Origin of the sequence: Psychrobacter urativorans (assembly GCF_001298525.1) — a bacterium.
Lineage (GTDB): Bacteria > Pseudomonadota > Gammaproteobacteria > Pseudomonadales > Moraxellaceae > Psychrobacter > Psychrobacter urativorans_A.
The window spans coordinates 1-24,169 of the sequence record NZ_CP012707.1 but is presented as its reverse complement, the minus strand read 5'-3'; the positions used below and the strand labels follow the sequence as shown (position 1 = coordinate 24,169).

Sequence of the window (24,169 nt, the reverse complement as noted above, 5' to 3'; positions counted from 1 at the left end):
CAGTTTTTTTCTGATGCTACATAGATACTCAAAAGCCCTCACTCGCTTATTAATTAGAGTCTTTTTTTGTAACCATAACCCTTATTAGTAAAAACACGAATTACAGGTTTTTTTATACGAATTACAGGTTTTTTTATACGAATTACAGGTTTTTTAGTATGAATTCGTGTTTTTATTTTTTTTAAGCCCCCTGCAAGGGCGAAATAACGACTCTAGATATTCAATCACCCCTACGGTATGCTCGATTATCTAGAATCCTTTTTCGTTGGGGACACCCCAAGCCCCAAACACCACCAAAAGCGTGGTGTCCAAAAACCAATACTTCGGCAGCTGATTATGGCAATCGTCCACATTGAGACCAAAGCAATTTCCAGAAAAGCAGGGCAATCTGCCGTTGCTTCTGCCGCTTATCGTGCCGGTGTCATTCTTAACGATGTGCGCTATGACAAAACACATGACTACTCAAAAAAATCAGGAGTGATGAGTGCAGATATTATTTTACCCAGTACGCTACAAGCCAAAGGTGTGATGGTCAGCCGTGAGGAAATATGGAATAAAGCTGAAAACGTCGAGGGGCGATCCGACAGTCGAGTCGCTAGAGAATGGCTGGTTAATCTGCCTCACGAATTAAACGAAGACAAACGCAAGTCATTAGCACATGAGTTCGCCCAAGCCTTAGCGGACAAATACAACATTATTGCCGATTGTGCCATTCATTCGCCTAGCAAGAAAGAAGTGGCTCGTGGCGCAGACCCGCGCAATTATCACGCGCATATTTTAGTCACCACCCGAGAGGCGCAGCTGGACGCAAACGGCAGCCTGTTCTTTGATAAGCAATTCAAGATACCGTTTGAGTGGTCAAACAAGAAACGTGCTGAAAATAACTTGCAGTCTTCTATTCAAGAAATCAAAGACATTCGGCAGTTATGGGTAGATATGGCAAACAAAGCGTTAGTAGAACTGGATATCACGCCATTGGATGCCCGCAGTTTTAAAGATCAGGGTTTAGACCGTCTGCCAACCATCAAAATGGGCGTTGATGCCACTCATATGGAACGCAAGGGCATCAAAACGGACAAGGGCAATGAGAACCGAGCTATTAGGGTCATCAATCAGCGCAAAGCGATCAATAAACTAAGGAGCGAAGATGAGCGACATGTTCATGAATACATTGAGTGGTCATGTGAAAGAATTGAGTGGACAGCTCATCGACATCAACAAGTCATCAAATGCCTTGATGACAGCCAACAGCGAATTGAAAGTAGCAAACGAGGCATTGCATCGGCAGCTCGCCGAAGTCAACTCAACCAAAGCGTCGCTGAAGCAAACCTTTCTAACGCTGAATGGGCAAATAAACGAGCTAAACGCCTCATCAAAATCACTGGCACAAGTCAACAAAGCATTGCAAGAGACCAACAACAAGCAATCGTCATCAATAAAATCATTGCAGAAAGCGCTAACAGAACCCCAGCCCCAAGCCCTTTCGATGACCACGCAAGCCGAGCAAGAGCTACTCGACTTGCTGAACAAAAAAGACGATTTGATAGCGCAGCAACAAGAGGTGATAGAGAAACGCGATACAGAGATCGACAAGTTGAAGACGCTTATCAGCGAGCTGAGCGAAACAAACAGCAGTTAGCCTTGCTTTTTGTCTTTCGTCACAATGACACCAATCGCCTTAAAGCCAAGTGGATGGAAGATCCTGATGACTATCCAGACAAATTTGATTACCGCCAAAGTGACTTACTCGATCAGTTTTCTAAAGACTGTCAGCTAGAACGGCATGAAGGTGAAGAGATTCATAGTTATCATCAGCGTATCACTCAGTTGATGACCGCAGATTTTAGAAGCACCAATCAAGAAATGGTTAATTTATTACGTGATCCAAAAACCGAGCGAGCGCAATACAACGCGATTAAACAAGAATTTGAAGACTTCGTACAGGCTTTAGATAAGCAAAGAGAAGACCACAAAGACCAAATCCGACTTCCTATTGAGAGACTCAATGCCACTACAGATATGGTGAAAGTCGTTGCTACTGCGGTCAATTACTTACAGAAACTAGATGATTACATCAACAATGAAACCACTGTTGAGACAAATAAAACATTAGCGCGTGAACATCGTGGCAAAACAATTAACCGTACGGTAGAAGCTTATCGAATAGCGTGCTTCGGTATTCCGAACTTTCAGACCTGATATTATAGAACGCACTCAGAGACGCTACAAGTGCTTTAAATAATTTTACTAGGGTTATGGCAACGAGCTATCTAAAGAGCAACAGTGGACGTTAAATCTTCATTGATGATATGAGTGAACGTCACCAACACTTACTTATAAACCAAGGCGCTAATTCTTCTTTTAATTATTTTTTCAATCTAGATTTTAGCTTACATTCTGATCATTGAGTAAGTTTTAACCCCTCATTTTCTTTTTTTTTTAATCAGTTATCACAACCAAAAGCTTTTAATGCTTTTAATGCTTTTAATGCTTTTAAGTGGTCGTTAAGTATTGAAAATAGGAGGCTGTAGAGGAGTGATGACGACATCTATCGGGTATGATGACGACATCTATCGGGTATGATGACGACATCTATCGGGTATGATGACGACATCTATCGGGTATGATGAGTCGTGATAATATTTGACTTGATGACGACAATATATTATTCTGTCGCTTATACTTTAATAAAATAGATTAGGAAGGTTTGCTAATGAAATCCGACAAAAATGAGAACATGAGTGATTTAGTAGTCAAATCTAATCGTTTGAATACAGCTATACAAAACTTATCATTAGTTGAAATTAGATTGATACAAGTGGCTATTATTGATAGTAGAGAAACGCAGACAGGATTAACAGCAGACAGTCCTTTACGCATATCTGCTAAGCGTTATGCAGAATGTTTTGATGTAGATATTGATACAGCTTACGACGTATTGTTAGCCGCAGAAACAACGCTCTTTGAACGTCGTTTTTCATTTGTAAATAAGCGAGACAACCAAGTAAAAACACGTTGGGTAAGTCAAGTTGAGTATATAAGAGGTGACGGTGCAATTGAAATAATTCTTACGCCAGCAGTCGTCAAAGAGATAACGCGCATTGATGGTTTAAAAAACTTCTTTACTAAGTACCTGTTAGGTCAGACAGCAACACTAAATAGTGTATATTCAGTACGCCTGTATGAGCTTTTAATTCAATGGCGAAAAGCAAAGAAAACACCATTATTTGAGTTAGAGGTTTTTAGAGGTCAGTTGGGCTTAGGAGTCAGTGATTATCAACGTATGAGTGATTTCAAGCGACGTGTGTTAGACGCTGCTGTTGCTGAGATTAACGAAAAAACAGACTTAAGAGTAAATTATAAGCAAGAAAAGGAAAAAAGCAAGATTATAGGATTCAGATTCAAGGTACTTGAAAAACCTAAGACGAGAGAGTCAAAATTGCAAGACGGTAGAGATAATAATATAGCTGATATGTTCGTAATTGAAGAGTTAAACGACAATCAATTAGGGCGTATTGCTCGTAATCCTAGCTTTGTTGCCGATTATAATCACATGGTCAGCTCTACCAGTCCAGCCGGTCAAGACCCTAAAGCATGGGAGTTTGAGATGATCAATCGTCTTAAAAAAGATGCTTCACAGTTCAAGAAACGTCCTCTTAGAGAGTATCTTGAATATTAGAGCTCGTAAATATATTGAGTAAACACTGTTCCCTAGTGAGGACTTGAAGCTTCAACTGTGTGTTATATACGCTAATAGATTGAGCTATTGCATGCATGAGGGAACAAGATGAAATATTTTTAAGTCCTATCTAATGACAAATTAAAGATAGGATTAAATCCTGGTGACAACTTTTTGCTGCTGATACGCTTTTGGAGACATACCATATACTCGCTTAAATGCCTGACTAAAAGTTGAGTTTGAGGCATAACCAACCATCTCACTAATTTGACCAATATTATTTTGTCGCAAACGAAGGTGACTGGCGGCAAGACGTAAGCGGTAATCAGTTAAATAAGTCAATGGTGGTGTACCAACGGTCTCTCTAAACCGCTGAGAAAAACTTGAACGAGACATTCCAGCCTCTTTAGCAAGCTCATGGGTAGTCCAGCTATAATCTGGTTTATCATGCATTAAAATCAGCACCTTAGATAAGTACGGCTCCCTCATTGCTATTAACCAACTGTCTGATGTCTCAGGTAAGCTTTCAATATAGGTACGTAAGCACTCAATCATCACTATGTTTACCCAAAGATTAATCATCGCAAGTTTGCCCAAACGCTCACACTCAGATTCTAACGTAATAAACTTAACTGCAACATCAAACGTTTTAGGCTGACTTTTGTGACTATCGTTATCTTCAGGCAAAATAGCAGGCAACGCAGATAATAAGGGTAAAAGTGGGTCTTTATCATATTGGCACTCAACCAATATTAATTGCACATTTAGCGTACTCTCCTCAGAGACCGTAATAATATCTTGGTTACAGTTAAGCGATATCCTATCCAGCGGCTTAGCTTCGTCTCCATGATAATCTAATGCATAACATACATGTTTATCGCCGTTAGCAATCATAACAACATCACCGGCATACATTTTTCTTGTTGCACCTCCTATGCTTATACAACAGCTACCCGCCTGAACTAAGTAGAAATATATCGCATTGCTACTCTTTATTGAATACGCCCAATCGCCTGAAAACTTTACACCATAATATTTAGTTTCACTTAAGTGCTGCCTTTGCTGGAATAACGTACTAAGCACGTCCATTTATCATGTCCTTGATAATTTATATTCAGCAAAACACTACTATTAGCATCTTCATCTACTAATCATTAACCAAGCAAAAGATTGATTTTAAAAACAGTAGGTTGTGGTTAGGTATAAATTGTATGGTTTTTAATACACTTTGAAAAAATAAGAAAACTTATGTTCTTTTTCATAATAATATATACATATTTACGTTATAGCACATCATGTCTACTTATTAATTAGATCTATATTTTATGAGCACGTATTCGCCCTGTCTCTTTGTCGTATACCCGGTTTGATAGTTGTTTATTAAGAAATTTTTTGGTTTATTTTTATAAATAACTATCATATTATCTGTTCGTTCGTATCGAGACTATTTTAAAAAATTAAATTTTTTCCACAAATAACCAGCGAACATGTGTTCGCTGGTTATTTATTTTTAGTTATAGTCCAAGATCGCAATTTTTGTTTGCAAACTATTTATGAGGTAGCTTATCTTATAGGTATACAAAAAAATAAAACAATAAGAAAAAGATAGAAGGGAGTTTTTATAGTGCGATCGTATTAAATAACTAATAACGATCGCATTTTTTTTAATGTACTGATTCTTTTATTCCCTAAGGTGGAAGCTTCGTTAACTTCCGACAGGAAAAAAACAATATGAATAATTATTTTTATTTTTCAAATTATGAACTGGATTTAATCAATAGTGGTTTGTTGATTATGATGACAAAAAAAGCCAAAAAAAGTATGGAATTAACAGAAGAAAAAAGAGAGCATGATTATGAAGAAGTTAGTTTAGAGCTGTTCGAATTGTGCTTAAAAATAAAATCCCTGAGTAACGAATATACAAACTTATCTTCTCATGAACTGGACTTAATTAAGAGCGGTCTAATTATTTTAGCTGACTGCACTTATCGACAAGGTTTAGAGAAGCAAGATGAAGCGCTGTATTACGAAAGTTTTGATTTGCAGTTCAAAGAGGTGTGGGAAAAAATCCATAATAATGAGTCAACTCAAGTACATTAAGCTAACAAGTTATAGCTCATTTATTAAGCCGATATTCTGTGGTGGAAATTATATTTCCTAATTATTTTGAGACTATGGAAATAAGAGTGAGCAGTGTTTAACTTTGGGGCTTGTATACTTTACATGTATATATTATTTAAACTCTTCTACCGTTTAGAAGAAGAAAAAGTGATGGGTTTTAGAAAGTTATAACTCTGATAATAATTAATATATTGAGTTCCACGTATTAAGTAAATAAAAAATCAGCACATAGAATAGATTCTGTGTGCTGCTTTTTTAGATTTTATGAGTAATGTATGTAAAGCTATAAGTCGTAAGGTTTATTACTTTTCCCCACACTGACAGCATTTCGAACACATACCGCATTTATCACAAGTCGATGAACAGGTGTATCCACATTTCGGACAAGTACAGCTAGAATTATAATGTACAGATGTTACCAATGATTTCAGTTTATTTCTAGAAATGAAGTTCATAATAAATCCTTATTTACGATAGATAATTCAGTATGTCTAGTCTTAATAAAATATTTCGTACTGCTACTGTTTATCCAATAGCGTTATGAGTAATTGCCAATTAACTTTCCAGTTGGTCTATCATTCCTTGGTACTTTTCTTTCTTAGTAGTAATCTTATTGCGTTCTTCTTCCGCGTTATCTACTGATCCTTCAGAGTCTTCTATTTTCTTATCAAAAGCTTCTAACTCAGCGTTCATGCTATCCAGAAGTCTATTAAGCAGCATAGCGACGGCTTTTTCTGAAACTTCGTGAGTCATACCTGAAGTTTCAGATAGAAGATCATCTTTAAGTTTAGAAGCCCAATGATAGATATTAGCTATCGTCGTACCGTGCTTGGCTTCTTGGTCAGAATCAGAATTATTCTCTTTATCAGACATAAGGTCATCTTTAAGCTTAGTAGCCCATTGATAGATACTATTTATCGTCAAGCTGTGCTTATCTTCTGCATCAGACTTATCTTCTGTATCAGACTTATCTTCTGTATCAGACTTATCTTCTGCATCAGACTTATCTTCTGTATCAGACTTATCTTCTGTATCAGACTTATCTTCTGTATCAGACTTATCTTCTGCATCAGACTTATCTTCTGTATCAGACTTATCTTCTGCATCAGACTTATCTTCTGCATCAGACTTATCTTCTGTATCAGACTTATCTTCTGTATCAGACTTATCTTCTGTATCAGACTTATCTTCTGTATCAGACTTATCTTCTGTATCAGACTTATCTTCTGTATCAGACTTATCTTCTGTATCGGTTTCATAGTCGTTAACAGCATTGTAATCGTCAAAATCGCCATCTTCATACACTACAGTATCGCCTTTTAGAACTTCTACACCCGTCACTGCATCATTTGAAAGAGATTCTGTTGTGTTCTCAAGAGACTCTAAGGCGCTCTCTATGCTATTTTGATTAACAGATTTATCGGCCATGACTCAAAGTCCTCATTATAATTTTAGGGTAAAAAGATGGAGACTTAATACTAAGCTACGACCGTTTTTTGTTCAGTGCTTTAATGTAAATAAACACCAACAAAGTTTACCCCGATAAAATCTATAGATTATTCGATAACTAACCATAATCTATTGTACTTTTATCCGTACACAATCGGTGTACGTAAATACTCTCGAACGTCCTAGAGTTTAGTATAAATTAATAGAAAGCTATCGATTGCTCTGCCATCGTCGCGTCATATGAAATCAGCCCATTCTTAAACCTTTCTTCCTTAACTATAATAAGGATATTGAAATGAAAATATTAATATTAAGTAAGGCGTTTCAAAATAAATTATGGATAATGTTTTTGGTGAGTGTCGTTGGTCTCAGCGCTTGCAGTAGTGAGACAGAAGAGCCGGCTACCAATACGGAGTCTAGCGAAATGAAACCTGTGCAAAAAGAGGACGACGCTGAAGATCAAATGACTGCTTCTATAGAAGACACAGAAGGTGCAGGAGGGACAACATACTATTCCAGTAATGGCAATGTAGAAAATGAGCAAAAGGCCGATGATACGGATACTGTCAATGAAAATAACTCGAACTTAGATCAAACACGAGCACGCGGAGTACAGTAAGTATGGAAAAGCGAGTAATCCATTAAATATTAAAGGGTTTCTGCAAGGTTATTATCATTTTGAATCGCTCCGATTATTAATTACTATCTCAAAATATCCCATTTTTGACGGCGGCAGCGTATACCTAGATTAGATCTGACCTCCCTATGGTAAGCGCGCCAAACTAACTTAATGAGTTCGGTTCCCTAGTGAGGACTTGACTCTTTGCCTGTAGCTAAGTGATTTCAATGTATATGGGATTTTAGATTGAATCAATGTACATCTGAGTGTACTTAATGATCGAGACAACTAATTAGAATATTTTTTAGTGCTGGCAACCCAATAAAGACTTATATCTTCTTCTTTCAAAGGTACAGTTTCAATTGTACGACCCTGATCATCAGAAAATTCAATTTCATATACGGGAGGAGTCACATCAAAGATATGTACTACAGTTCCCACATCACCCGATCTGATATTCTCTTGAATATCTTTTGATACCTTAATAACATCGTTTATATTCAACATACTGCTAATCCTTATTTGTCATAAACTCTGTTATGGGAATAATAGAATAGATAGTAAAACTAAATGGTTCTACAAGTATGGAGACTGAATATGCTAGATAGACCATGGATTGAAGACAATGACCCAATGAAAGGTTTTTATGACTACTTGAATGAAGAAGAAATCGCATGGTTATACGGCGTAGTAAGAGCTATAGACCTAAATCAAGCGACTTTTAATACAAATTTTTTTCCAAATAAAGTACAGCTTTTAGATTTCTCTAATTACTCTGATGAGCCATATCAGTTTGAGTTATTATCAGATTTAATCAACAAATTCAATAATGTAGGTAGCTTTCTGTTCTGGTTTCCACTCAATAATGACTGTTCAAAAAATGAATTTGAAAAATTTGAGCCGCTTATGATTGCTAAAACACCCATGAATATCATGTATTTAAAAAAAGTATCGCAGTCTATGATGCAAATGATGAATGGTGGATATGTTGTAGCTGATAGTGGGAACAATTTTATAGCAATAATCGTTGACGGATATTACATGTTGGCTTTAGTCGATGATAATAATTTACCAATTAAATACGAAAAATACTTAAAAAACTGGAGTCTGATAGAGGAAAACCTTGATTCTATTACTGCAAAATCACTAATACATGCAAGACTTTAGAATGCTGTTTACAAATTAAGGTTTATCTATAGGGAATCAATCAAGCGCTCTAACTGGTTCGGTGCGCTATAAAGGAGTCGAACTATAAATTTTTAGGCTACGAAGCAAACATATAAATCTTTTCCTTTAAAAATTCTGAGGTAGTCTTTAGCTTTAATTATACTATCTTCAATATCATTTCCTTCATAAAACCAGTTTGCATAAAATGGAGCAAAATTTTTACATGATGTTTTGATATAAATATCACCACCTAAAATTAGTACTCTATTAGTTTTATAAAGCTCTAAAATACTATCTACTTCACGCATAGGGAAAGCGAAATTATCAATACCATTACCCCTTAGGCTTTCGCCTAAATGTGAGCATAAATCTAAGATTCTATTCAATATTTTTACCTCCCATCTAAGCTGATTTTATGAGTACGTTGACTATGCGCCAGTAGAACCCCTAAATTCTTGTCGATTGAGCTAATTTACATCAATTCGTGATCGGTGCGCTATACAGGAGTCGAACTGGCAGCCGTAACCACCATCATTCAAGATACAGAGAAACTAAACGTGAAAAATATTAGTATTCCGTTTTCTTTTTTAAAAGAAAACAATATTGTCTTATCTGAGAAGGAAGTCGATTTTGCTATCAGTCGCAAGATAATAGATTTACAAGACTTAGGAAAGATAGTTGACGTTTCCCTAATTAACTACCCTGATAGTCAATACTTACTTGAAATTGCTCTTAATATTTTATTGAACGGCAGCTATCTGAACCCTTATGTTCAATATTTAGAGATAGATTATAGTGGTGTAAATAGAGAGGATGGCACCATAATTATAGATGATGAACGTGTAAATGATAGATTGCGATATATTATCTTACTTTGGTTATTTAAGAACAGACTTAACAGTGATGCTGACTTTGATAAGGTAAACAGTGTTTATGATGATTTTAGCTACCCTTCTGATATGATAGGGTTTATTAGTTATATGCCTACTAAAGAAAGTGGCAATAAAAGAATGAGCAACCTAATATATAGTCACTGGCAAATCTATCTAGAGACATATAGCTATCTGTTAAAAACCTGATACTGTCATATTGACGCAAACTATGCTGTCAAAACTCAAAATATTACCTAGTCATCTTATCATGTTGCGGTATACCTCAACCGTACTAGTCAATTAGGTTCTAAAATAAGCTAATTGACCATTCACTTTAGACTGCTGTAAGCGAACTACTTATAGCAGTCTGTCAGGTATTACTTATCAACAGAATTTGCAGCACTCAAAACAGCTATTCAGCTTAACTGGCTCAGCTATATTTCTATTATAGGGTTAATACCTATAAGCTTATTCTCTAGAAGTAGTAAGCCTTTAAGCTAACTATCTTTATGATTGAAATACATCGTACAATCATCCTTTTTTAATCAATTGGGATGAGATTATGCCTCGTTATAATGAGTTTGAAAGCCATCTAGTGCAGCTTTTCAACGCTTCCGAAAATCTATCATGGCGCGACAAGAGCTATAGCGAGATAGTTGCATGTAAGCCCGCCACTCAAGGTTCTGGAGGAGAGTGCAAAACCGATATCTATGTGTCTTTGAGAAATATGGGACAAGAAGAAGACAGTATTAAGATTACTGTCAAGAAAGCAGATGCAGAGTTTTTAGTAAATAAAATGACTGCAAATGATGCAGAGAGCCTATTTGGTTGCGACTGGGTATCAATCTTAACAGAGTCTATGAAGCCTATCGAGAAGCAGTTTAGGCAAAGCAAATTGATATATGTTAAGCCCCAAAAGAATCCTAAAGACCTATTCTTTACACTCGGTTGGAAGTTAGAGATCACTAACAAGATAAGAAATCTCTCTTCTGAGCTAAAACTGTCACCCAATGATATTGTTGATAAGGTTTACAGAGGAACTGAGCAGCCGAAACGTAGGAAAGACGGTTTGGTTGGTAATTTGGTCATTGAAAACTCGGGAGTTGCGGATTATTTGTTAGAGGGAGATAGCATTGATTTCTCAGATGCTCAATCCGTATTAAATAACCTCATTGACCTTTCAAATTATACACCACCGCCTGTTTACCTAGCCTTTACAGCCAATAATTACAGACTGATAGCCAATAAAGCGGATGGCAAAAGAACATTAGCCGTTGCTATAGAGTGGAGCTTATCCAATGGAAGGCTTGTACCAAAATTCATATTTGAGTCTCCTCTCAAGTACCAAGGGGAAACTCATATGATGCCATTTATAAAATCTGCGCTTGCCGAAATTGGTATTACTACACAGAGTGTCGATACCAATTTTCTAGAAGAAATAGATGTAGAGAGCTTACAATAATTCTAAACCAAACTAGCCATAACTCTTGTTGATAGCGTCTTTGATGCTGTCAGCAAGGATTCTAGCGAACTGTACATTAACCGCATTGCCTATCATTTTATAGCCATCGTTTAAGTCTTTATATTTAAAAATGAAGTTGTCAGGAAAGCCTTGTATTCTTGCACTCTCCCTAACACTCATTCTTCTGTATTCATGACCTGATACGAATTCATGTATGTCTTGCTCAATCTTAATCATTTTAGGCGCACTAGGGTGTATAGGGGATTGTCTACCACTTGCTTGGATCGTAAAAGAAGGTTCATCCCATGAACGGACTCTGTTTCTTGACATATACATCGGTGAAAAGCCCCCAGTCATGTACTCATGATTAGGTGTAGCCAACTCAATATTAGGTTTTGACTTGTTTAACGCAGGTAAAGCACTATCGGATAGATCGAGAATTATATCCTTTAGGTACTTCTTCTTTTCTATAGGAGGTGGAAAGCTATAATCTATCTTCAAATCTTTTCTAAAACCAATAAATATAACTCGCTTCCTATCTTGGGCAACACCATAGTCAGCAGCGTTCAGTGTGCTAAAGAAAATGTCATAACCAGCAGCCCCTAGTAGTTCCATTATATTTTCCAACGACTCTTCATGTCTTTTAGCCAACATGCCACTGACATTTTCAGCTAAAAAAAACTTTGGTTGCTTCTCTTCCAAAATTCGAATGAAATCAAAAAATAGCTGTCCTCTAGGGTCTTCAATGCCTCGTTTTGAACCACCAGCACTCCAGCTTTGACAAGGAGGCCCGCCTATTATTCCATCAACAGTAGGTATGTCAGCAGATTGTACATCTGTAATTGATCTTCTATCAAGGTAAGTGTCAGGATGATTTAACTCGTAAGTTTCCCAAATATTCTTATCCTTTTCATTGGCGTAAATGATATCAAAACCTGACTCTTGAAACCCTAAATCAAGACCACCTGCTCCCGAAAATAGAGATGCAACTTTGTAGCTCATCGACTTGCCTTTTAGATATAAAAATACAGGCGCATTTTTTCATAGTTTGCTCTAAAAGGCCAGTTTTTTCATAAATAATATTTCTACATTCATCAGCCCTTAATTAATAATTGGGTGCTTTTTTTGTAACCATCATCCTTTTTAGTAAAAACACGAATTACAGGTTTTTTTATACGAATTACAGATTTTTTAGTATGAATTACAGGTTTTTTAGTATGAATTCGTGTTTTTATTTTTTTTAAGCCCCCTGCAAGGGCGAAATAACGACTCTAGATATTCAATCACCCCTACGGTATGCTCGATTATCTAGAATCCTTTTTCGTTGGGGACACCCCAAGCCCCAAACACCACCAAAAGCGTGGTGTCCAAAAACCAATACTTCGGCAGCTGATTATGGCAATCGTCCACATTGAGACCAAAGCAATTTCCAGAAAAGCAGGGCAATCTGCCGTTGCTTCTGCCGCTTATCGTGCCGGTGTCATTCTTAACGATGTGCGCTATGACAAAACACATGACTACTCAAAAAAATCAGGAGTGATGAGTGCAGATATTATTTTACCCAGTACGCTACAAGCCAAAGGTGTGATGGTCAGCCGTGAGGAAATATGGAATAAAGCTGAAAACGTCGAGGGGCGATCCGACAGTCGAGTCGCTAGAGAATGGCTGGTTAATCTGCCTCACGAATTAAACGAAGACAAACGCAAGTCATTAGCACATGAGTTCGCCCAAGCCTTAGCGGACAAATACAACATTATTGCCGATTGTGCCATTCATTCGCCTAGCAAGAAAGAAGTGGCTCGTGGCGCAGACCCGCGCAATTATCACGCGCATATTTTAGTCACCACCCGAGAGGCGCAGCTGGACGCAAACGGCAGCCTGTTCTTTGATAAGCAATTCAAGATACCGTTTGAGTGGTCAAACAAGAAACGTGCTGAAAATAACTTGCAGTCTTCTATTCAAGAAATCAAAGACATTCGGCAGTTATGGGTAGATATGGCAAACAAAGCGTTAGTAGAACTGGATATCACGCCATTGGATGCCCGCAGTTTTAAAGATCAGGGTTTAGACCGTCTGCCAACCATCAAAATGGGCGTTGATGCCACTCATATGGAACGCAAGGGCATCAAAACGGATAAGGGTAATGAGAACCGAGCTATTAGGGTCATCAATCAGCGCAAAGCGATCACCAAACTAAGGAGCGAAGATGAGCGACATGTTCATGAATACATTGAGTGGTCAGGTGAAAGAATTGACTGGACAGCTCATCGACATCAACAAGTCATCAAATGCCTTGATGACAGCCAACAGCGAATTGAAAGTAGCCAACGAGACATTGCATCGGCAGCTCGCCGAAGTCAACTCAACCAAAGCGTCGCTGAAGCAAACCTTTCTAACGCTGAATGGGCAAATAAACGAGCTAAACGCCTCATCGAAATCACTGATAGAAGCCAACAAAGAGTTGAAAGAGACCAACAACAAGCAATCGTTATCAATAACATCATTGCAGAAAGCGCTAACAGAACCCCAGCCCCAAGCCCTTTCGATGACCACGCAAGCCGAGCAAGAGCTACTCGACTTGCTGAACAAAAAAGACGATTTGATAGCGCAGCAACAAGAGGTGATAGAGAAACGCGATACAGAGATCGACAAGTTGAAGACGCTTATCAGCGAGCTGAGCGAAACAAACAGCAGTTAGCCTTGCTTTTTGTCTTTCGTCACAATGACACCAATCGCCTTAAAGCCAAGTGGATGGAAGATCCTGATGACTATCCAGACAAATTTGATTACCGCCAAAGTGACTTACTCGATCAGTTTTCTAAAGACTGTCAGCTAGAACGGCATGAAGGTGAAGAGATTCATAGTTATCATCAGCGTATCACTCAGTTGATGACCGCAGATTTTAGAAGCACCAATCAAGAAATGGTTAATTTATTACGTGATCCAAAAACCGAGCGAGCGCAATACAACGCGATTAAACAAGAATTTGAAGACTTCGTACAGGCTTTAGATAAGCAAAGAGAAGACCACAAAGACCAAATCCGACTTCCTATTGAGAGACTCAATGCCACTACAGATATGGTGAAAGTCGTTGCTACTGCGGTCAATTACTTACAGAAACTAGATGATTACATCAACAATGAAACCACTGTTGAGACAAATAAAACATTAGCGCGTGAACATCGTGGCAAAATAATTAACCGTACGGTAGAAGCTTATCGAATAGCGTGCTTCGGTATTCCTAATTTTCAGATTCCTGTTATGTATACAACGCACACAGAGGCGCTACAAGGGTCTTTAAATAATTTTACTAAGGGTTATGGCAATGAGCTGTCTAAAGAGCAACTGTGGACGTTAAATCGTTCATATGATGATATGAGTGAACGTCGACCAACACTTACTTATAAACTAAGGCGTTAATTCTTCCTTTAATTATTTTTTCAATCTAGATTTTAAGCTTAAATTCTGATCATTGAGTAAGTTTTAACCCCTCATTTTCTTTTGTCTTTTTAATCAGTTATCAACAACCAAAATGCTTTTAATGCTTTTAATGCTTTTAATGCTTTTAAGTGGTCGTTAAGTATTGAAAATAGGAGGCTGTAGAGGAGTGATGACGACATCTATCGGGTATGATGACGACATCTATCGGGTATGATGACGACATCTATCGGGTATGATGACGACATCTATCGGGTATGATGAGTCGTGATAATATTTGACTTGATGACGACAATATATTATTCTGTCGCTTATACTTTAATAAAATAGATTAGGAAGGTTTGCTAATGAAATCCGACAAAAATGAGAACATGAGTGATTTAGTAGTCAAATCTAATCGTTTGAATACAGCTATACAAAACTTATCATTAGTTGAAATTAGATTGATACAAGTGGCTATTATTGATAGTAGAGAAACGCAGACAGGATTAACAGCAGACAGTCCTTTACGCATATCTGCTAAGCGTTATGCAGAATGTTTTGATGTAGATATTGATACAGCTTACGACGTATTGTTAGCCGCAGAAACAACGCTCTTTGAACGTCGTTTTTCATTTGTAAATAAGCGAGACAACCAAGTAAAAACACGTTGGGTAAGTCAAGTTGAGTATATAAGAGGTGACGGTGCAATTGAAATAATTCTTACGCCAGCAGTCGTCAAAGAGATAACGCGCATTGATGGTTTAAAAAACTTCTTTACTAAGTACCTGTTAGGTCAGACAGCAACACTAAATAGTGTATATTCAGTACGCCTGTATGAGCTTTTAATTCAATGGCGAAAAGCAAAGAAAACACCATTATTTGAGTTAGAGGTTTTTAGAGGTCAGTTGGGCTTAGGAGTCAGTGATTATCAACGTATGAGTGATTTCAAGCGACGTGTGTTAGACGCTGCTGTTGCTGAGATTAACGAAAAAACAGACTTAAGAGTAAATTATAAGCAAGAAAAGGAAAAAAGCAAGATTATAGGATTCAGATTCAAGGTACTTGAAAAACCTAAGACGAGAGAGTCAAAATTGCAAGACGGTAGAGATAATAATATAGCTGATATGTTCGTAATTGAAGAGTTAAACGACAATCAATTAGGGCGTATTGCTCGTAATCCTAGCTTTGTTGCCGATTATAATCACATGGTCAGCTCTACCAGTCCAGCCGGTCAAGACCCTAAAGCATGGGAGTTTGAGATGATCAATCGTCTTAAAAAAGATGCTTCACAGTTCAAGAAACGTCCTCTTAGAGAGTATCTTGAATATTAGAGCTCGTAAATATATTGAGTAAACACTGTTCCCTAGTGAGGACTTGAAGCTTCAACTGTGTGTTATATACGCTAATAGATTGAGCTATTGCATGCATGAGGGAACAAGATGAAATATTTTTAAGTCCTATCTAATGACAAATTAAAGATAGGATTAAATCCTGGTGACAACTTTTTGCTGCTGATACGCTTTTGGAGACATACCATATACTCGCTTAAATGCCTGACTAAAAGTTGAGTTTGAGGCATAACCAACCATCTCACTAATTTGACCAATATTATTTTGTCGCAAACGAAGGTGACTGGCGGCAAGACGTAAGCGGTAATCAGTTAAATAAGTCAATGGTGGTGTACCAACGGTCTCTCTAAACCGCTGAGAAAAACTTGAACGAGACATTCCAGCCTCTTTAGCAAGCTCATGGGTAGTCCAGCTATAATCTGGTTTATCATGCATTAAAATCAGCACCTTAGATAAGTACGGCTCCCTCATTGCTATTAACCAACTGTCTGATGTCTCAGGTAAGCTTTCAATATAGGTACGTAAGCACTCAATCATCACTATGTTTACCCAAAGATTAATCATCGCAAGTTTGCCCAAACGCTCACACTCAGATTCTAACGTAATAAACTTAACTGCAACATCAAACGTTTTAGGCTGACTTTTGTGACTATCGTTATCTTCAGGCAAAATAGCAGGCAACGCAGATAATAAGGGTAAAAGTGGGTCTTTATCATATTGGCACTCAACCAATATTAATTGCACATTTAGCGTACTCTCCTCAGAGACCGTAATAATATCTTGGTTACAGTTAAGCGATATCCTATCCAGCGGCTTAGCTTCGTCTCCATGATAATCTAATGCATAACATACATGTTTATCGCCGTTAGCAATCATAACAACATCACCGGCATACATTTTTCTTGTTGCACCTCCTATGCTTATACAACAGCTACCCGCCTGAACTAAGTAGAAATATATCGCATTGCTACTCTTTATTGAATACGCCCAATCGCCTGAAAACTTTACACCATAATATTTAGTTTCACTTAAGTGCTGCCTTTGCTGGAATAACGTACTAAGCACGTCCATTTATCATGTCCTTGATAATTTATATTCAGCAAAACACTACTATTAGCATCTTCATCTACTAATCATTAACCAAGCAAAAGATTGATTTTAAAAACAGTAGGTTGTGGTTAGGTATAAATTGTATGGTTTTTAATACACTTTGAAAAAATAAGAAAACTTATGTTCTTTTTCATAATAATATATACATATTTACGTTATAGCACATCATGTCTACTTATTAATTAGATCTATATTTTATGAGCACGTATTCGCCCTGTCTCTTTGTCGTATACCCGGTTTGATAGTTGTTTATTAAGAAATTTTTTGGTTTATTTTTATAAATAACTATCATATTATCTGTTCGTTCGTATCGAGACTATTTTAAAAAATTAAATTTTTTCCACAAATAACCAGCGAACATGTGTTCGCTGGTTATTTATTTTTAGTTATAGTCCAAGATCGCAATTTTTGTTTGCAAACTATTTATGAGGTAGCTTATCTTATAGGTATACAAAAAAATAAAACAATAAGAAAAAGATAGAAGGGAGTTTTTATAGTGCGATCGTATTAAATAACTAATAACGATCGCATTTTTTTTAATGTACTGATTCTTTTATTCCCTAAGGTGGAAGCTTCGTTAACTTCCGACAGGAAAAAAACAATATGAATAATTATTTTTATTTTTCAAATTATGAACTGGATTTAATCAATAGTGGTTTGTTGATTATGATGACAAAAAAAGCCAAAAAAAGTATGGAATTAACAGAAGAAAAAAGAGAGCATGATTATGAAGAAGTTAGTTTAGAGCTGTTCGAATTGTGCTTAAAAATAAAATCCCTGAGTAACGAATATACAAACTTATCTTCTCATGAACTGGACTTAATTAAGAGCGGTCTAATTATTTTAGCTGACTGCACTTATCGACAAGGTTTAGAGAAGCAAGATGAAGCGCTGTATTACGAAAGTTTTGATTTGCAGTTCAAAGAGGTGTGGGAAAAAATCCATAATAATGAGTCAACTCAAGTACATTAAGCTAACAAGTTATAGCTCATTTATTAAGCCGATATTCTGTGGTGGAAATTATATTTCCTAATTATTTTGAGACTATGGAAATAAGAGTGAGCAGTGTTTAACTTTGGGGCTTGTATACTTTACATGTATATATTATTTAAACTCTTCTACCGTTTAGAAGAAGAAAAAGTGATGGGTTTTAGAAAGTTATAACTCTGATAATAATTAATATATTGAGTTCCACGTATTAAGTAAATAAAAAATCAGCACATAGAATAGATTCTGTGTGCTGCTTTTTTAGATTTTATGAGTAATGTATGTAAAGCTATAAGTCGTAAGGTTTATTACTTTTCCCCACACTGACAGCATTTCGAACACATACCGCATTTATCACAAGTCGATGAACAGGTGTATCCACATTTCGGACAAGTACAGCTAGAATTATAATGTACAGATGTTACCAATGATTTCAGTTTATTTCTAGAAATGAAGTTCATAATAAATCCTTATTTACGATAGATAATTCAGTATGTCTAGTCTTAATAAAATATTTCGTACTGCTACTGTTTATCCAATAGCGTTATGAGTAATTGCCAATTAACTTTCCAGTTGGTCTATCATTCCTTGGTACTTTTCTTTCTTAGTAGTAATCTTATTGCGTTCTTCTTCCGCGTTATCTACTGATCCTTCAGAGTCTTCTATTTTCTTATCAAAAGCTTCTAACTCAGCGTTCATGCTATCCAGAAGTCTATTAAGCAGCATAGCGACGGCTTTTTCTGAAACTTCGTGAGTCATACCTGAAGTTTCAGATAGAAGATCATCTTTAAGTTTAGAAGCCCAATGATAGATATTAGCTATCGTCGTACCGTGCTTGGCTTCTTGGTCAGAATCAGAATTATTCTCTTTATCAGACATAAGGTCATCTTTAAGCTTAGTAGCCCATTGATAGATACTATTTATCGTCAAGCTGTGCTTATCTTCTGCATCAGACTTATCTTCTGTATCAGACTTATCTTCTGCATCAGACTTATCTTCTGTATCAGACTTATCTTCTGTATCAGACTTATCTTCTGTATCAGACTTATCTTCTGCATCAGACTTATCTTCTGTATCAGACTTATCTTCTGCATCAGACTTATCTTCTGCATCAGACTTATCTTCTGTATCAGACTTATCTTCTGTATCAGACTTATCTTCTGTATCAGACTTATCTTCTGTATCAGACTTATCTTCTGTATCAGACTTATCTTCTGTATCAGACTTATCTTCTGTATCGGTTTCATAGTCGTTAACAGCATTGTAATCGTCAAAATCGCCATCTTCATACACTACAGTATCGCCTTTTAGAACTTCTACACCCGTCACTGCATCATTTGAAAGAGATTCTGTTGTGTTCTCAAGAGACTCTAAGGCGCTCTCTATGCTATTTTGATTAACAGATTTATCGGCCATGACTCAAAGTCCTCATTATAATTTTAGGGTAAAAAGATGGAGACTTAATACTAAGCTACGACCGTTTTTTGTTCAGTGCTTTAATGTAAATAAACACCAACAAAGTTTACCCCGATAAAATCTATAGATTATTCGATAACTAACCATAATCTATTGTACTTTTATCCGTACACAATCGGTGTACGTAAATACTCTCGAACGTCCTAGAGTTTAGTATAAATTAATAGAAAGCTATCGATTGCTCTGCCATCGTCGCGTCATATGAAATCAGCCCATTCTTAAACCTTTCTTCCTTAACTATAATAAGGATATTGAAATGAAAATATTAATATTAAGTAAGGCGTTTCAAAATAAATTATGGATAATGTTTTTGGTGAGTGTCGTTGGTCTCAGCGCTTGCAGTAGTGAGACAGAAGAGCCGGCTACCAATACGGAGTCTAGCGAAATGAAACCTGTGCAAAAAGAGGACGACGCTGAAGATCAAATGACTGCTTCTATAGAAGACACAGAAGGTGCAGGAGGGACAACATACTATTCCAGTAATGGCAATGTAGAAAATGAGCAAAAGGCCGATGATACGGATACTGTCAATGAAAATAACTCGAACTTAGATCAAACACGAGCACGCGGAGTACAGTAAGTATGGAAAAGCGAGTAATCCATTAAATATTAAAGGGTTTCTGCAAGGTTATTATCATTTTGAATCGCTCCGATTATTAATTACTATCTCAAAATATCCCATTTTTGACGGCGGCAGCGTATACCTAGATTAGATCTGACCTCCCTATGGTAAGCGCGCCAAACTAACTTAATGAGTTCGGTTCCCTAGTGAGGACTTGACTCTTTGCCTGTAGCTAAGTGATTTCAATGTATATGGGATTTTAGATTGAATCAATGTACATCTGAGTGTACTTAATGATCGAGACAACTAATTAGAATATTTTTTAGTGCTGGCAACCCAATAAAGACTTATATCTTCTTCTTTCAAAGGTACAGTTTCAATTGTACGACCCTGATCATCAGAAAATTCAATTTCATATACGGGAGGAGTCACATCAAAGATATGTACTACAGTTCCCACATCACCCGATCTGATATTCTCTTGAATATCTTTTGATACCTTAATAACATCGTTTATATTCAACATACTGCTAATCCTTATTTGTCATAAACTCTGTTATGGGAATAATAGAATAGATAGTAAAACTAAATGGTTCTACAAGTATGGAGACTGAATATGCTAGATAGACCATGGATTGAAGACAATGACCCAATGAAAGGTTTTTATGACTACTTGAATGAAGAAGAAATCGCATGGTTATACGGCGTAGTAAGAGCTATAGACCTAAATCAAGCGACTTTTAATACAAATTTTTTTCCAAATAAAGTACAGCTTTTAGATTTCTCTAATTACTCTGATGAGCCATATCAGTTTGAGTTATTATCAGATTTAATCAACAAATTCAATAATGTAGGTAGCTTTCTGTTCTGGTTTCCACTCAATAATGACTGTTCAAAAAATGAATTTGAAAAATTTGAGCCGCTTATGATTGCTAAAACACCCATGAATATCATGTATTTAAAAAAAGTATCGCAGTCTATGATGCAAATGATGAATGGTGGATATGTTGTAGCTGATAGTGGGAACAATTTTATAGCAATAATCGTTGACGGATATTACATGTTGGCTTTAGTCGATGATAATAATTTACCAATTAAATACGAAAAATACTTAAAAAACTGGAGTCTGATAGAGGAAAACCTTGATTCTATTACTGCAAAATCACTAATACATGCAAGACTTTAGAATGCTGTTTACAAATTAAGGTTTATCTATAGGGAATCAATCAAGCGCTCTAACTGGTTCGGTGCGCTATAAAGGAGTCGAACTATAAATTTTTAGGCTACGAAGCAAACATATAAATCTTTTCCTTTAAAAATTCTGAGGTAGTCTTTAGCTTTAATTATACTATCTTCAATATCATTTCCTTCATAAAACCAGTTTGCATAAAATGGAGCAAAATTTTTACATGATGTTTTGATATAAATATCACCACCTAAAATTAGTACTCTATTAGTTTTATAAAGCTCTAAAATACTATCTACTTCACGCATAGGGAAAGCGAAATTATCAATACCATTACCCCTTAGGCTTTCGCCTAAATGTGAGCATAAATCTAAGATTCTATTCAATATTTTTACCTCCCATCTAAGCTGATTTTATGAGTACGTTGACTATGCGCCAGTAGAACCCCTAAATTCTTGTCGATTGAGCTAATTTACATCAATTCGTGATCGGTGCGCTATACAGGAGTCGAACTGGCAGCCGTAACCACCATCATTCAAGATACAGAGAAACTAAACGTGAAAAATATTAGTATTCCGTTTTCTTTTTTAAAAGAAAACAATATTGTCTTATCTGAGAAGGAAGTCGATTTTGCTATCAGTCGCAAGATAATAGATTTACAAGACTTAGGAAAGATAGTTGACGTTTCCCTAATTAACTACCCTGATAGTCAATACTTACTTGAAATTGCTCTTAATATTTTATTGAACGGCAGCTATCTGAACCCTTATGTTCAATATTTAGAGATAGATTATAGTGGTGTAAATAGAGAGGATGGCACCATAATTATAGATGATGAACGTGTAAATGATAGATTGCGATATATTATCTTACTTTGGTTATTTAAGAACAGACTTAACAGTGATGCTGACTTTGATAAGGTAAACAGTGTTTATGATGATTTTAGCTACCCTTCTGATATGATAGGGTTTATTAGTTATATGCCTACTAAAGAAAGTGGCAATAAAAGAATGAGCAACCTAATATATAGTCACTGGCAAATCTATCTAGAGACATATAGCTATCTGTTAAAAACCTGATACTGTCATATTGACGCAAACTATGCTGTCAAAACTCAAAATATTACCTAGTCATCTTATCATGTTGCGGTATACCTCAACCGTACTAGTCAATTAGGTTCTAAAATAAGCTAATTGACCATTCACTTTAGACTGCTGTAAGCGAACTACTTATAGCAGTCTGTCAGGTATTACTTATCAACAGAATTTGCAGCACTCAAAACAGCTATTCAGCTTAACTGGCTCAGCTATATTTCTATTATAGGGTTAATACCTATAAGCTTATTCTCTAGAAGTAGTAAGCCTTTAAGCTAACTATCTTTATGATTGAAATACATCGTACAATCATCCTTTTTTAATCAATTGGGATGAGATTATGCCTCGTTATAATGAGTTTGAAAGCCATCTAGTGCAGCTTTTCAACGCTTCCGAAAATCTATCATGGCGCGACAAGAGCTATAGCGAGATAGTTGCATGTAAGCCCGCCACTCAAGGTTCTGGAGGAGAGTGCAAAACCGATATCTATGTGTCTTTGAGAAATATGGGACAAGAAGAAGACAGTATTAAGATTACTGTCAAGAAAGCAGATGCAGAGTTTTTAGTAAATAAAATGACTGCAAATGATGCAGAGAGCCTATTTGGTTGCGACTGGGTATCAATCTTAACAGAGTCTATGAAGCCTATCGAGAAGCAGTTTAGGCAAAGCAAATTGATATATGTTAAGCCCCAAAAGAATCCTAAAGACCTATTCTTTACACTCGGTTGGAAGTTAGAGATCACTAACAAGATAAGAAATCTCTCTTCTGAGCTAAAACTGTCACCCAATGATATTGTTGATAAGGTTTACAGAGGAACTGAGCAGCCGAAACGTAGGAAAGACGGTTTGGTTGGTAATTTGGTCATTGAAAACTCGGGAGTTGCGGATTATTTGTTAGAGGGAGATAGCATTGATTTCTCAGATGCTCAATCCGTATTAAATAACCTCATTGACCTTTCAAATTATACACCACCGCCTGTTTACCTAGCCTTTACAGCCAATAATTACAGACTGATAGCCAATAAAGCGGATGGCAAAAGAACATTAGCCGTTGCTATAGAGTGGAGCTTATCCAATGGAAGGCTTGTACCAAAATTCATATTTGAGTCTCCTCTCAAGTACCAAGGGGAAACTCATATGATGCCATTTATAAAATCTGCGCTTGCCGAAATTGGTATTACTACACAGAGTGTCGATACCAATTTTCTAGAAGAAATAGATGTAGAGAGCTTACAATAATTCTAAACCAAACTAGCCATAACTCTTGTTGATAGCGTCTTTGATGCTGTCAGCAAGGATTCTAGCGAACTGTACATTAACCGCATTGCCTATCATTTTATAGCCATCGTTTAAGTCTTTATATTTAAAAATGAAGTTGTCAGGAAAGCCTTGTATTCTTGCACTCTCCCTAACACTCATTCTTCTGTATTCATGACCTGATACGAATTCATGTATGTCTTGCTCAATCTTAATCATTTTAGGCGCACTAGGGTGTATAGGGGATTGTCTACCACTTGCTTGGATCGTAAAAGAAGGTTCATCCATGAACGGACTCTGTTTCTTGACATATACATCGGTGAAAAGCCCCCAGTCATGTACTCATGATTAGGTGTAGC

23 protein-coding genes and 1 pseudogene are annotated in these 24,169 nt (G+C 36.6%); 14 read left to right on the top strand and 10 right to left on the bottom strand.

Features of this window, described 5'->3' with window-relative positions:
* Nucleotides 1-237: 237 nt before the first annotated feature.
* Nucleotides 238-2,199 carry a MobA/MobL family protein gene (locus tag AOC03_RS12040; RefSeq protein WP_084785913.1) on the top strand — a complete coding sequence of 654 codons (1,962 nt, stop codon included), beginning with the start codon at nucleotides 238-240 and terminating at the stop codon, nucleotides 2,197-2,199.
* Between the two features lie 514 nt (nucleotides 2,200-2,713).
* A complete protein-coding gene (repM, locus tag AOC03_RS12035; protein WP_062536811.1) occupies nucleotides 2,714-3,679 on the top strand; it encodes a replication initiation protein RepM in 966 nt (321 codons plus the stop codon).
* Between the two features lie 153 nt (nucleotides 3,680-3,832).
* On the opposite strand, the gene AOC03_RS12030 is transcribed toward repM (AOC03_RS12035), so the two are convergent.
* Entirely contained in the window at nucleotides 3,833-4,768 is a 936-nt protein-coding gene (locus AOC03_RS12030) for an AraC family transcriptional regulator (RefSeq protein ID WP_062536809.1), read from the bottom strand.
* Nucleotides 4,769-5,410: 642 nt separating this feature from the next.
* Here AOC03_RS12030 and AOC03_RS12025 point away from each other — a divergent pair.
* Nucleotides 5,411-5,779, top strand: a complete 369-nt coding sequence (locus AOC03_RS12025) for a hypothetical protein (RefSeq protein ID WP_062536807.1) — start codon at nucleotides 5,411-5,413, stop codon at nucleotides 5,777-5,779.
* A 576-nt stretch (nucleotides 5,780-6,355) separates the two neighbouring features.
* Here the strand turns inward: AOC03_RS12025 and AOC03_RS12020 are convergent.
* Nucleotides 6,356-7,228, bottom strand: coding sequence for a hypothetical protein (locus AOC03_RS12020; protein ID WP_062536817.1), 873 nt, complete (start codon nucleotides 7,226-7,228; stop codon nucleotides 6,356-6,358).
* A 316-nt stretch (nucleotides 7,229-7,544) separates the two neighbouring features.
* Between AOC03_RS12020 and AOC03_RS12015 the strand changes: the two genes are divergently transcribed.
* Nucleotides 7,545-7,868, top strand: coding sequence for a hypothetical protein (locus AOC03_RS12015; protein WP_062536803.1), 324 nt, complete (start codon nucleotides 7,545-7,547; stop codon nucleotides 7,866-7,868).
* A gap of 288 nt (nucleotides 7,869-8,156) precedes the next feature.
* Here the strand turns inward: AOC03_RS12015 and AOC03_RS12010 are convergent, their stop codons facing one another.
* Nucleotides 8,157-8,375, bottom strand: coding sequence for a DUF4926 domain-containing protein (locus tag AOC03_RS12010; protein ID WP_062536801.1), 219 nt, complete (start codon nucleotides 8,373-8,375; stop codon nucleotides 8,157-8,159).
* Nucleotides 8,376-8,465: 90 nt separating this feature from the next.
* On the opposite strand from AOC03_RS12010, the gene AOC03_RS12005 reads away from it, so the two are divergent.
* On the top strand, nucleotides 8,466-9,035 hold the full coding sequence (locus AOC03_RS12005) for a hypothetical protein (protein WP_062536799.1): 570 nt from the start codon (nucleotides 8,466-8,468) through the stop codon (nucleotides 9,033-9,035).
* Nucleotides 9,036-9,127: 92 nt separating this feature from the next.
* On the opposite strand, the gene AOC03_RS12000 is transcribed toward AOC03_RS12005, so the two are convergent.
* Entirely contained in the window at nucleotides 9,128-9,421 is a 294-nt protein-coding gene (locus AOC03_RS12000) for a hypothetical protein (protein WP_157049362.1), read from the bottom strand.
* 105 nt (nucleotides 9,422-9,526) lie between these two features.
* On the opposite strand from AOC03_RS12000, the gene AOC03_RS11995 reads away from it, so the two are divergent.
* Nucleotides 9,527-10,114: a DUF2247 family protein gene (locus AOC03_RS11995; RefSeq protein ID WP_062536794.1), complete on the top strand. Its 588-nt coding sequence runs from the start codon at nucleotides 9,527-9,529 to the stop codon at nucleotides 10,112-10,114.
* Nucleotides 10,115-10,469: 355 nt separating this feature from the next.
* Complete coding sequence (locus AOC03_RS11990; protein WP_062536792.1) at nucleotides 10,470-11,369, top strand: hypothetical protein; 900 nt, start codon at nucleotides 10,470-10,472, stop codon at nucleotides 11,367-11,369.
* 12 nt (nucleotides 11,370-11,381) lie between these two features.
* On the opposite strand, the gene AOC03_RS11985 is transcribed toward AOC03_RS11990, so the two are convergent.
* A complete protein-coding gene (locus AOC03_RS11985; RefSeq protein WP_062536815.1) occupies nucleotides 11,382-12,371 on the bottom strand; it encodes a DNA cytosine methyltransferase in 990 nt (329 codons plus the stop codon).
* A gap of 294 nt (nucleotides 12,372-12,665) precedes the next feature.
* On the opposite strand from AOC03_RS11985, the gene AOC03_RS11980 reads away from it, so the two are divergent.
* Together AOC03_RS11980 and repM (AOC03_RS11975) are read left to right on the top strand one after the other, a co-directional pair.
* Nucleotides 12,666-14,789, top strand: a complete 2,124-nt coding sequence (locus AOC03_RS11980; RefSeq protein ID WP_084785912.1) for a MobA/MobL family protein — start codon at nucleotides 12,666-12,668, stop codon at nucleotides 14,787-14,789.
* A gap of 365 nt (nucleotides 14,790-15,154) precedes the next feature.
* The gene (gene repM, locus AOC03_RS11975; RefSeq protein WP_062536811.1) at nucleotides 15,155-16,120 is read left to right on the top strand and encodes a replication initiation protein RepM; all 966 of its coding nucleotides are present in this window, start codon (nucleotides 15,155-15,157) and stop codon (nucleotides 16,118-16,120) included.
* Nucleotides 16,121-16,273: 153 nt separating this feature from the next.
* Here repM (AOC03_RS11975) and AOC03_RS11970 read toward each other — a convergent pair whose 3' ends face one another.
* A complete protein-coding gene (locus AOC03_RS11970) occupies nucleotides 16,274-17,209 on the bottom strand; it encodes an AraC family transcriptional regulator (protein ID WP_062536809.1) in 936 nt (311 codons plus the stop codon).
* Nucleotides 17,210-17,851: 642 nt separating this feature from the next.
* Here AOC03_RS11970 and AOC03_RS11965 point away from each other — a divergent pair.
* Nucleotides 17,852-18,220 (top strand): hypothetical protein, encoded by a 369-nt coding sequence (locus AOC03_RS11965; RefSeq protein ID WP_062536807.1) that lies wholly within the window; start codon nucleotides 17,852-17,854, stop codon nucleotides 18,218-18,220.
* A 576-nt stretch (nucleotides 18,221-18,796) separates the two neighbouring features.
* On the opposite strand, the gene AOC03_RS11960 is transcribed toward AOC03_RS11965, so the two are convergent.
* Nucleotides 18,797-19,651 carry a hypothetical protein gene (locus AOC03_RS11960; protein ID WP_062536805.1) on the bottom strand — a complete coding sequence of 285 codons (855 nt, stop codon included), beginning with the start codon at nucleotides 19,649-19,651 and terminating at the stop codon, nucleotides 18,797-18,799.
* 316 nt (nucleotides 19,652-19,967) lie between these two features.
* On the opposite strand from AOC03_RS11960, the gene AOC03_RS11955 reads away from it, so the two are divergent.
* Nucleotides 19,968-20,291, top strand: coding sequence for a hypothetical protein (locus AOC03_RS11955; RefSeq protein WP_062536803.1), 324 nt, complete (start codon nucleotides 19,968-19,970; stop codon nucleotides 20,289-20,291).
* Nucleotides 20,292-20,579: 288 nt separating this feature from the next.
* Here the strand turns inward: AOC03_RS11955 and AOC03_RS11950 are convergent, their stop codons facing one another.
* On the bottom strand, nucleotides 20,580-20,798 hold the full coding sequence (locus AOC03_RS11950; RefSeq protein WP_062536801.1) for a DUF4926 domain-containing protein: 219 nt from the start codon (nucleotides 20,796-20,798) through the stop codon (nucleotides 20,580-20,582).
* A 90-nt stretch (nucleotides 20,799-20,888) separates the two neighbouring features.
* Between AOC03_RS11950 and AOC03_RS11945 the strand changes: the two genes are divergently transcribed.
* Nucleotides 20,889-21,458 (top strand): hypothetical protein, encoded by a 570-nt coding sequence (locus AOC03_RS11945; RefSeq protein ID WP_062536799.1) that lies wholly within the window; start codon nucleotides 20,889-20,891, stop codon nucleotides 21,456-21,458.
* Nucleotides 21,459-21,550: 92 nt separating this feature from the next.
* Here the strand turns inward: AOC03_RS11945 and AOC03_RS11940 are convergent, their stop codons facing one another.
* Nucleotides 21,551-21,844 carry a hypothetical protein gene (locus AOC03_RS11940; protein ID WP_157049362.1) on the bottom strand — a complete coding sequence of 98 codons (294 nt, stop codon included), beginning with the start codon at nucleotides 21,842-21,844 and terminating at the stop codon, nucleotides 21,551-21,553.
* Between the two features lie 105 nt (nucleotides 21,845-21,949).
* Between AOC03_RS11940 and AOC03_RS11935 the strand changes: the two genes are divergently transcribed.
* Complete coding sequence (locus tag AOC03_RS11935; protein ID WP_062536794.1) at nucleotides 21,950-22,537, top strand: DUF2247 family protein; 588 nt, start codon at nucleotides 21,950-21,952, stop codon at nucleotides 22,535-22,537.
* Between the two features lie 355 nt (nucleotides 22,538-22,892).
* On the top strand, nucleotides 22,893-23,792 hold the full coding sequence (locus AOC03_RS11930) for a hypothetical protein (RefSeq protein WP_062536792.1): 900 nt from the start codon (nucleotides 22,893-22,895) through the stop codon (nucleotides 23,790-23,792).
* 12 nt (nucleotides 23,793-23,804) lie between these two features.
* Here AOC03_RS11930 and AOC03_RS11925 read toward each other — a convergent pair.
* Nucleotides 23,805-24,163 (bottom strand): annotated as a pseudogene (locus AOC03_RS11925) (DNA cytosine methyltransferase); the annotation flags it as partial.
* Nucleotides 24,164-24,169 lie beyond the last annotated feature (6 nt).

Bases quoted from the DNA above. Each gene is read 5' to 3' on its own strand.
- AOC03_RS11950 (WP_062536801.1), bottom strand. From the start codon at position 20,798: ATGTTGAATATAAACGATGTTATTAAGGTATCAAAAGATATTCAAGAG.
- AOC03_RS12015 (WP_062536803.1), top strand. From the start codon at position 7,545: ATGAAAATATTAATATTAAGTAAGGCGTTTCAAAATAAATTATGGATA.
- AOC03_RS11985 (WP_062536815.1), bottom strand. From the start codon at position 12,371: ATGAGCTACAAAGTTGCATCTCTATTTTCGGGAGCAGGTGGTCTTGAT.
- AOC03_RS11965 (WP_062536807.1), top strand. From the start codon at position 17,852: ATGAATAATTATTTTTATTTTTCAAATTATGAACTGGATTTAATCAAT.
- AOC03_RS12030 (WP_062536809.1), bottom strand. From the start codon at position 4,768: ATGGACGTGCTTAGTACGTTATTCCAGCAAAGGCAGCACTTAAGTGAA.
- AOC03_RS12040 (WP_084785913.1), top strand. From the start codon at position 238: ATGCTCGATTATCTAGAATCCTTTTTCGTTGGGGACACCCCAAGCCCC.
- AOC03_RS12005 (WP_062536799.1), top strand. From the start codon at position 8,466: ATGCTAGATAGACCATGGATTGAAGACAATGACCCAATGAAAGGTTTT.
- AOC03_RS11945 (WP_062536799.1), top strand. From the start codon at position 20,889: ATGCTAGATAGACCATGGATTGAAGACAATGACCCAATGAAAGGTTTT.
- AOC03_RS12010 (WP_062536801.1), bottom strand. From the start codon at position 8,375: ATGTTGAATATAAACGATGTTATTAAGGTATCAAAAGATATTCAAGAG.
- AOC03_RS11970 (WP_062536809.1), bottom strand. From the start codon at position 17,209: ATGGACGTGCTTAGTACGTTATTCCAGCAAAGGCAGCACTTAAGTGAA.
- AOC03_RS12020 (WP_062536817.1), bottom strand. From the start codon at position 7,228: ATGGCCGATAAATCTGTTAATCAAAATAGCATAGAGAGCGCCTTAGAG.
- AOC03_RS12025 (WP_062536807.1), top strand. From the start codon at position 5,411: ATGAATAATTATTTTTATTTTTCAAATTATGAACTGGATTTAATCAAT.
- AOC03_RS11990 (WP_062536792.1), top strand. From the start codon at position 10,470: ATGCCTCGTTATAATGAGTTTGAAAGCCATCTAGTGCAGCTTTTCAAC.
- AOC03_RS11955 (WP_062536803.1), top strand. From the start codon at position 19,968: ATGAAAATATTAATATTAAGTAAGGCGTTTCAAAATAAATTATGGATA.
- AOC03_RS11960 (WP_062536805.1), bottom strand. From the start codon at position 19,651: ATGGCCGATAAATCTGTTAATCAAAATAGCATAGAGAGCGCCTTAGAG.
- repM (WP_062536811.1), top strand. From the start codon at position 2,714: ATGAAATCCGACAAAAATGAGAACATGAGTGATTTAGTAGTCAAATCT.
- AOC03_RS11980 (WP_084785912.1), top strand. From the start codon at position 12,666: ATGCTCGATTATCTAGAATCCTTTTTCGTTGGGGACACCCCAAGCCCC.
- AOC03_RS11930 (WP_062536792.1), top strand. From the start codon at position 22,893: ATGCCTCGTTATAATGAGTTTGAAAGCCATCTAGTGCAGCTTTTCAAC.
- repM (WP_062536811.1), top strand. From the start codon at position 15,155: ATGAAATCCGACAAAAATGAGAACATGAGTGATTTAGTAGTCAAATCT.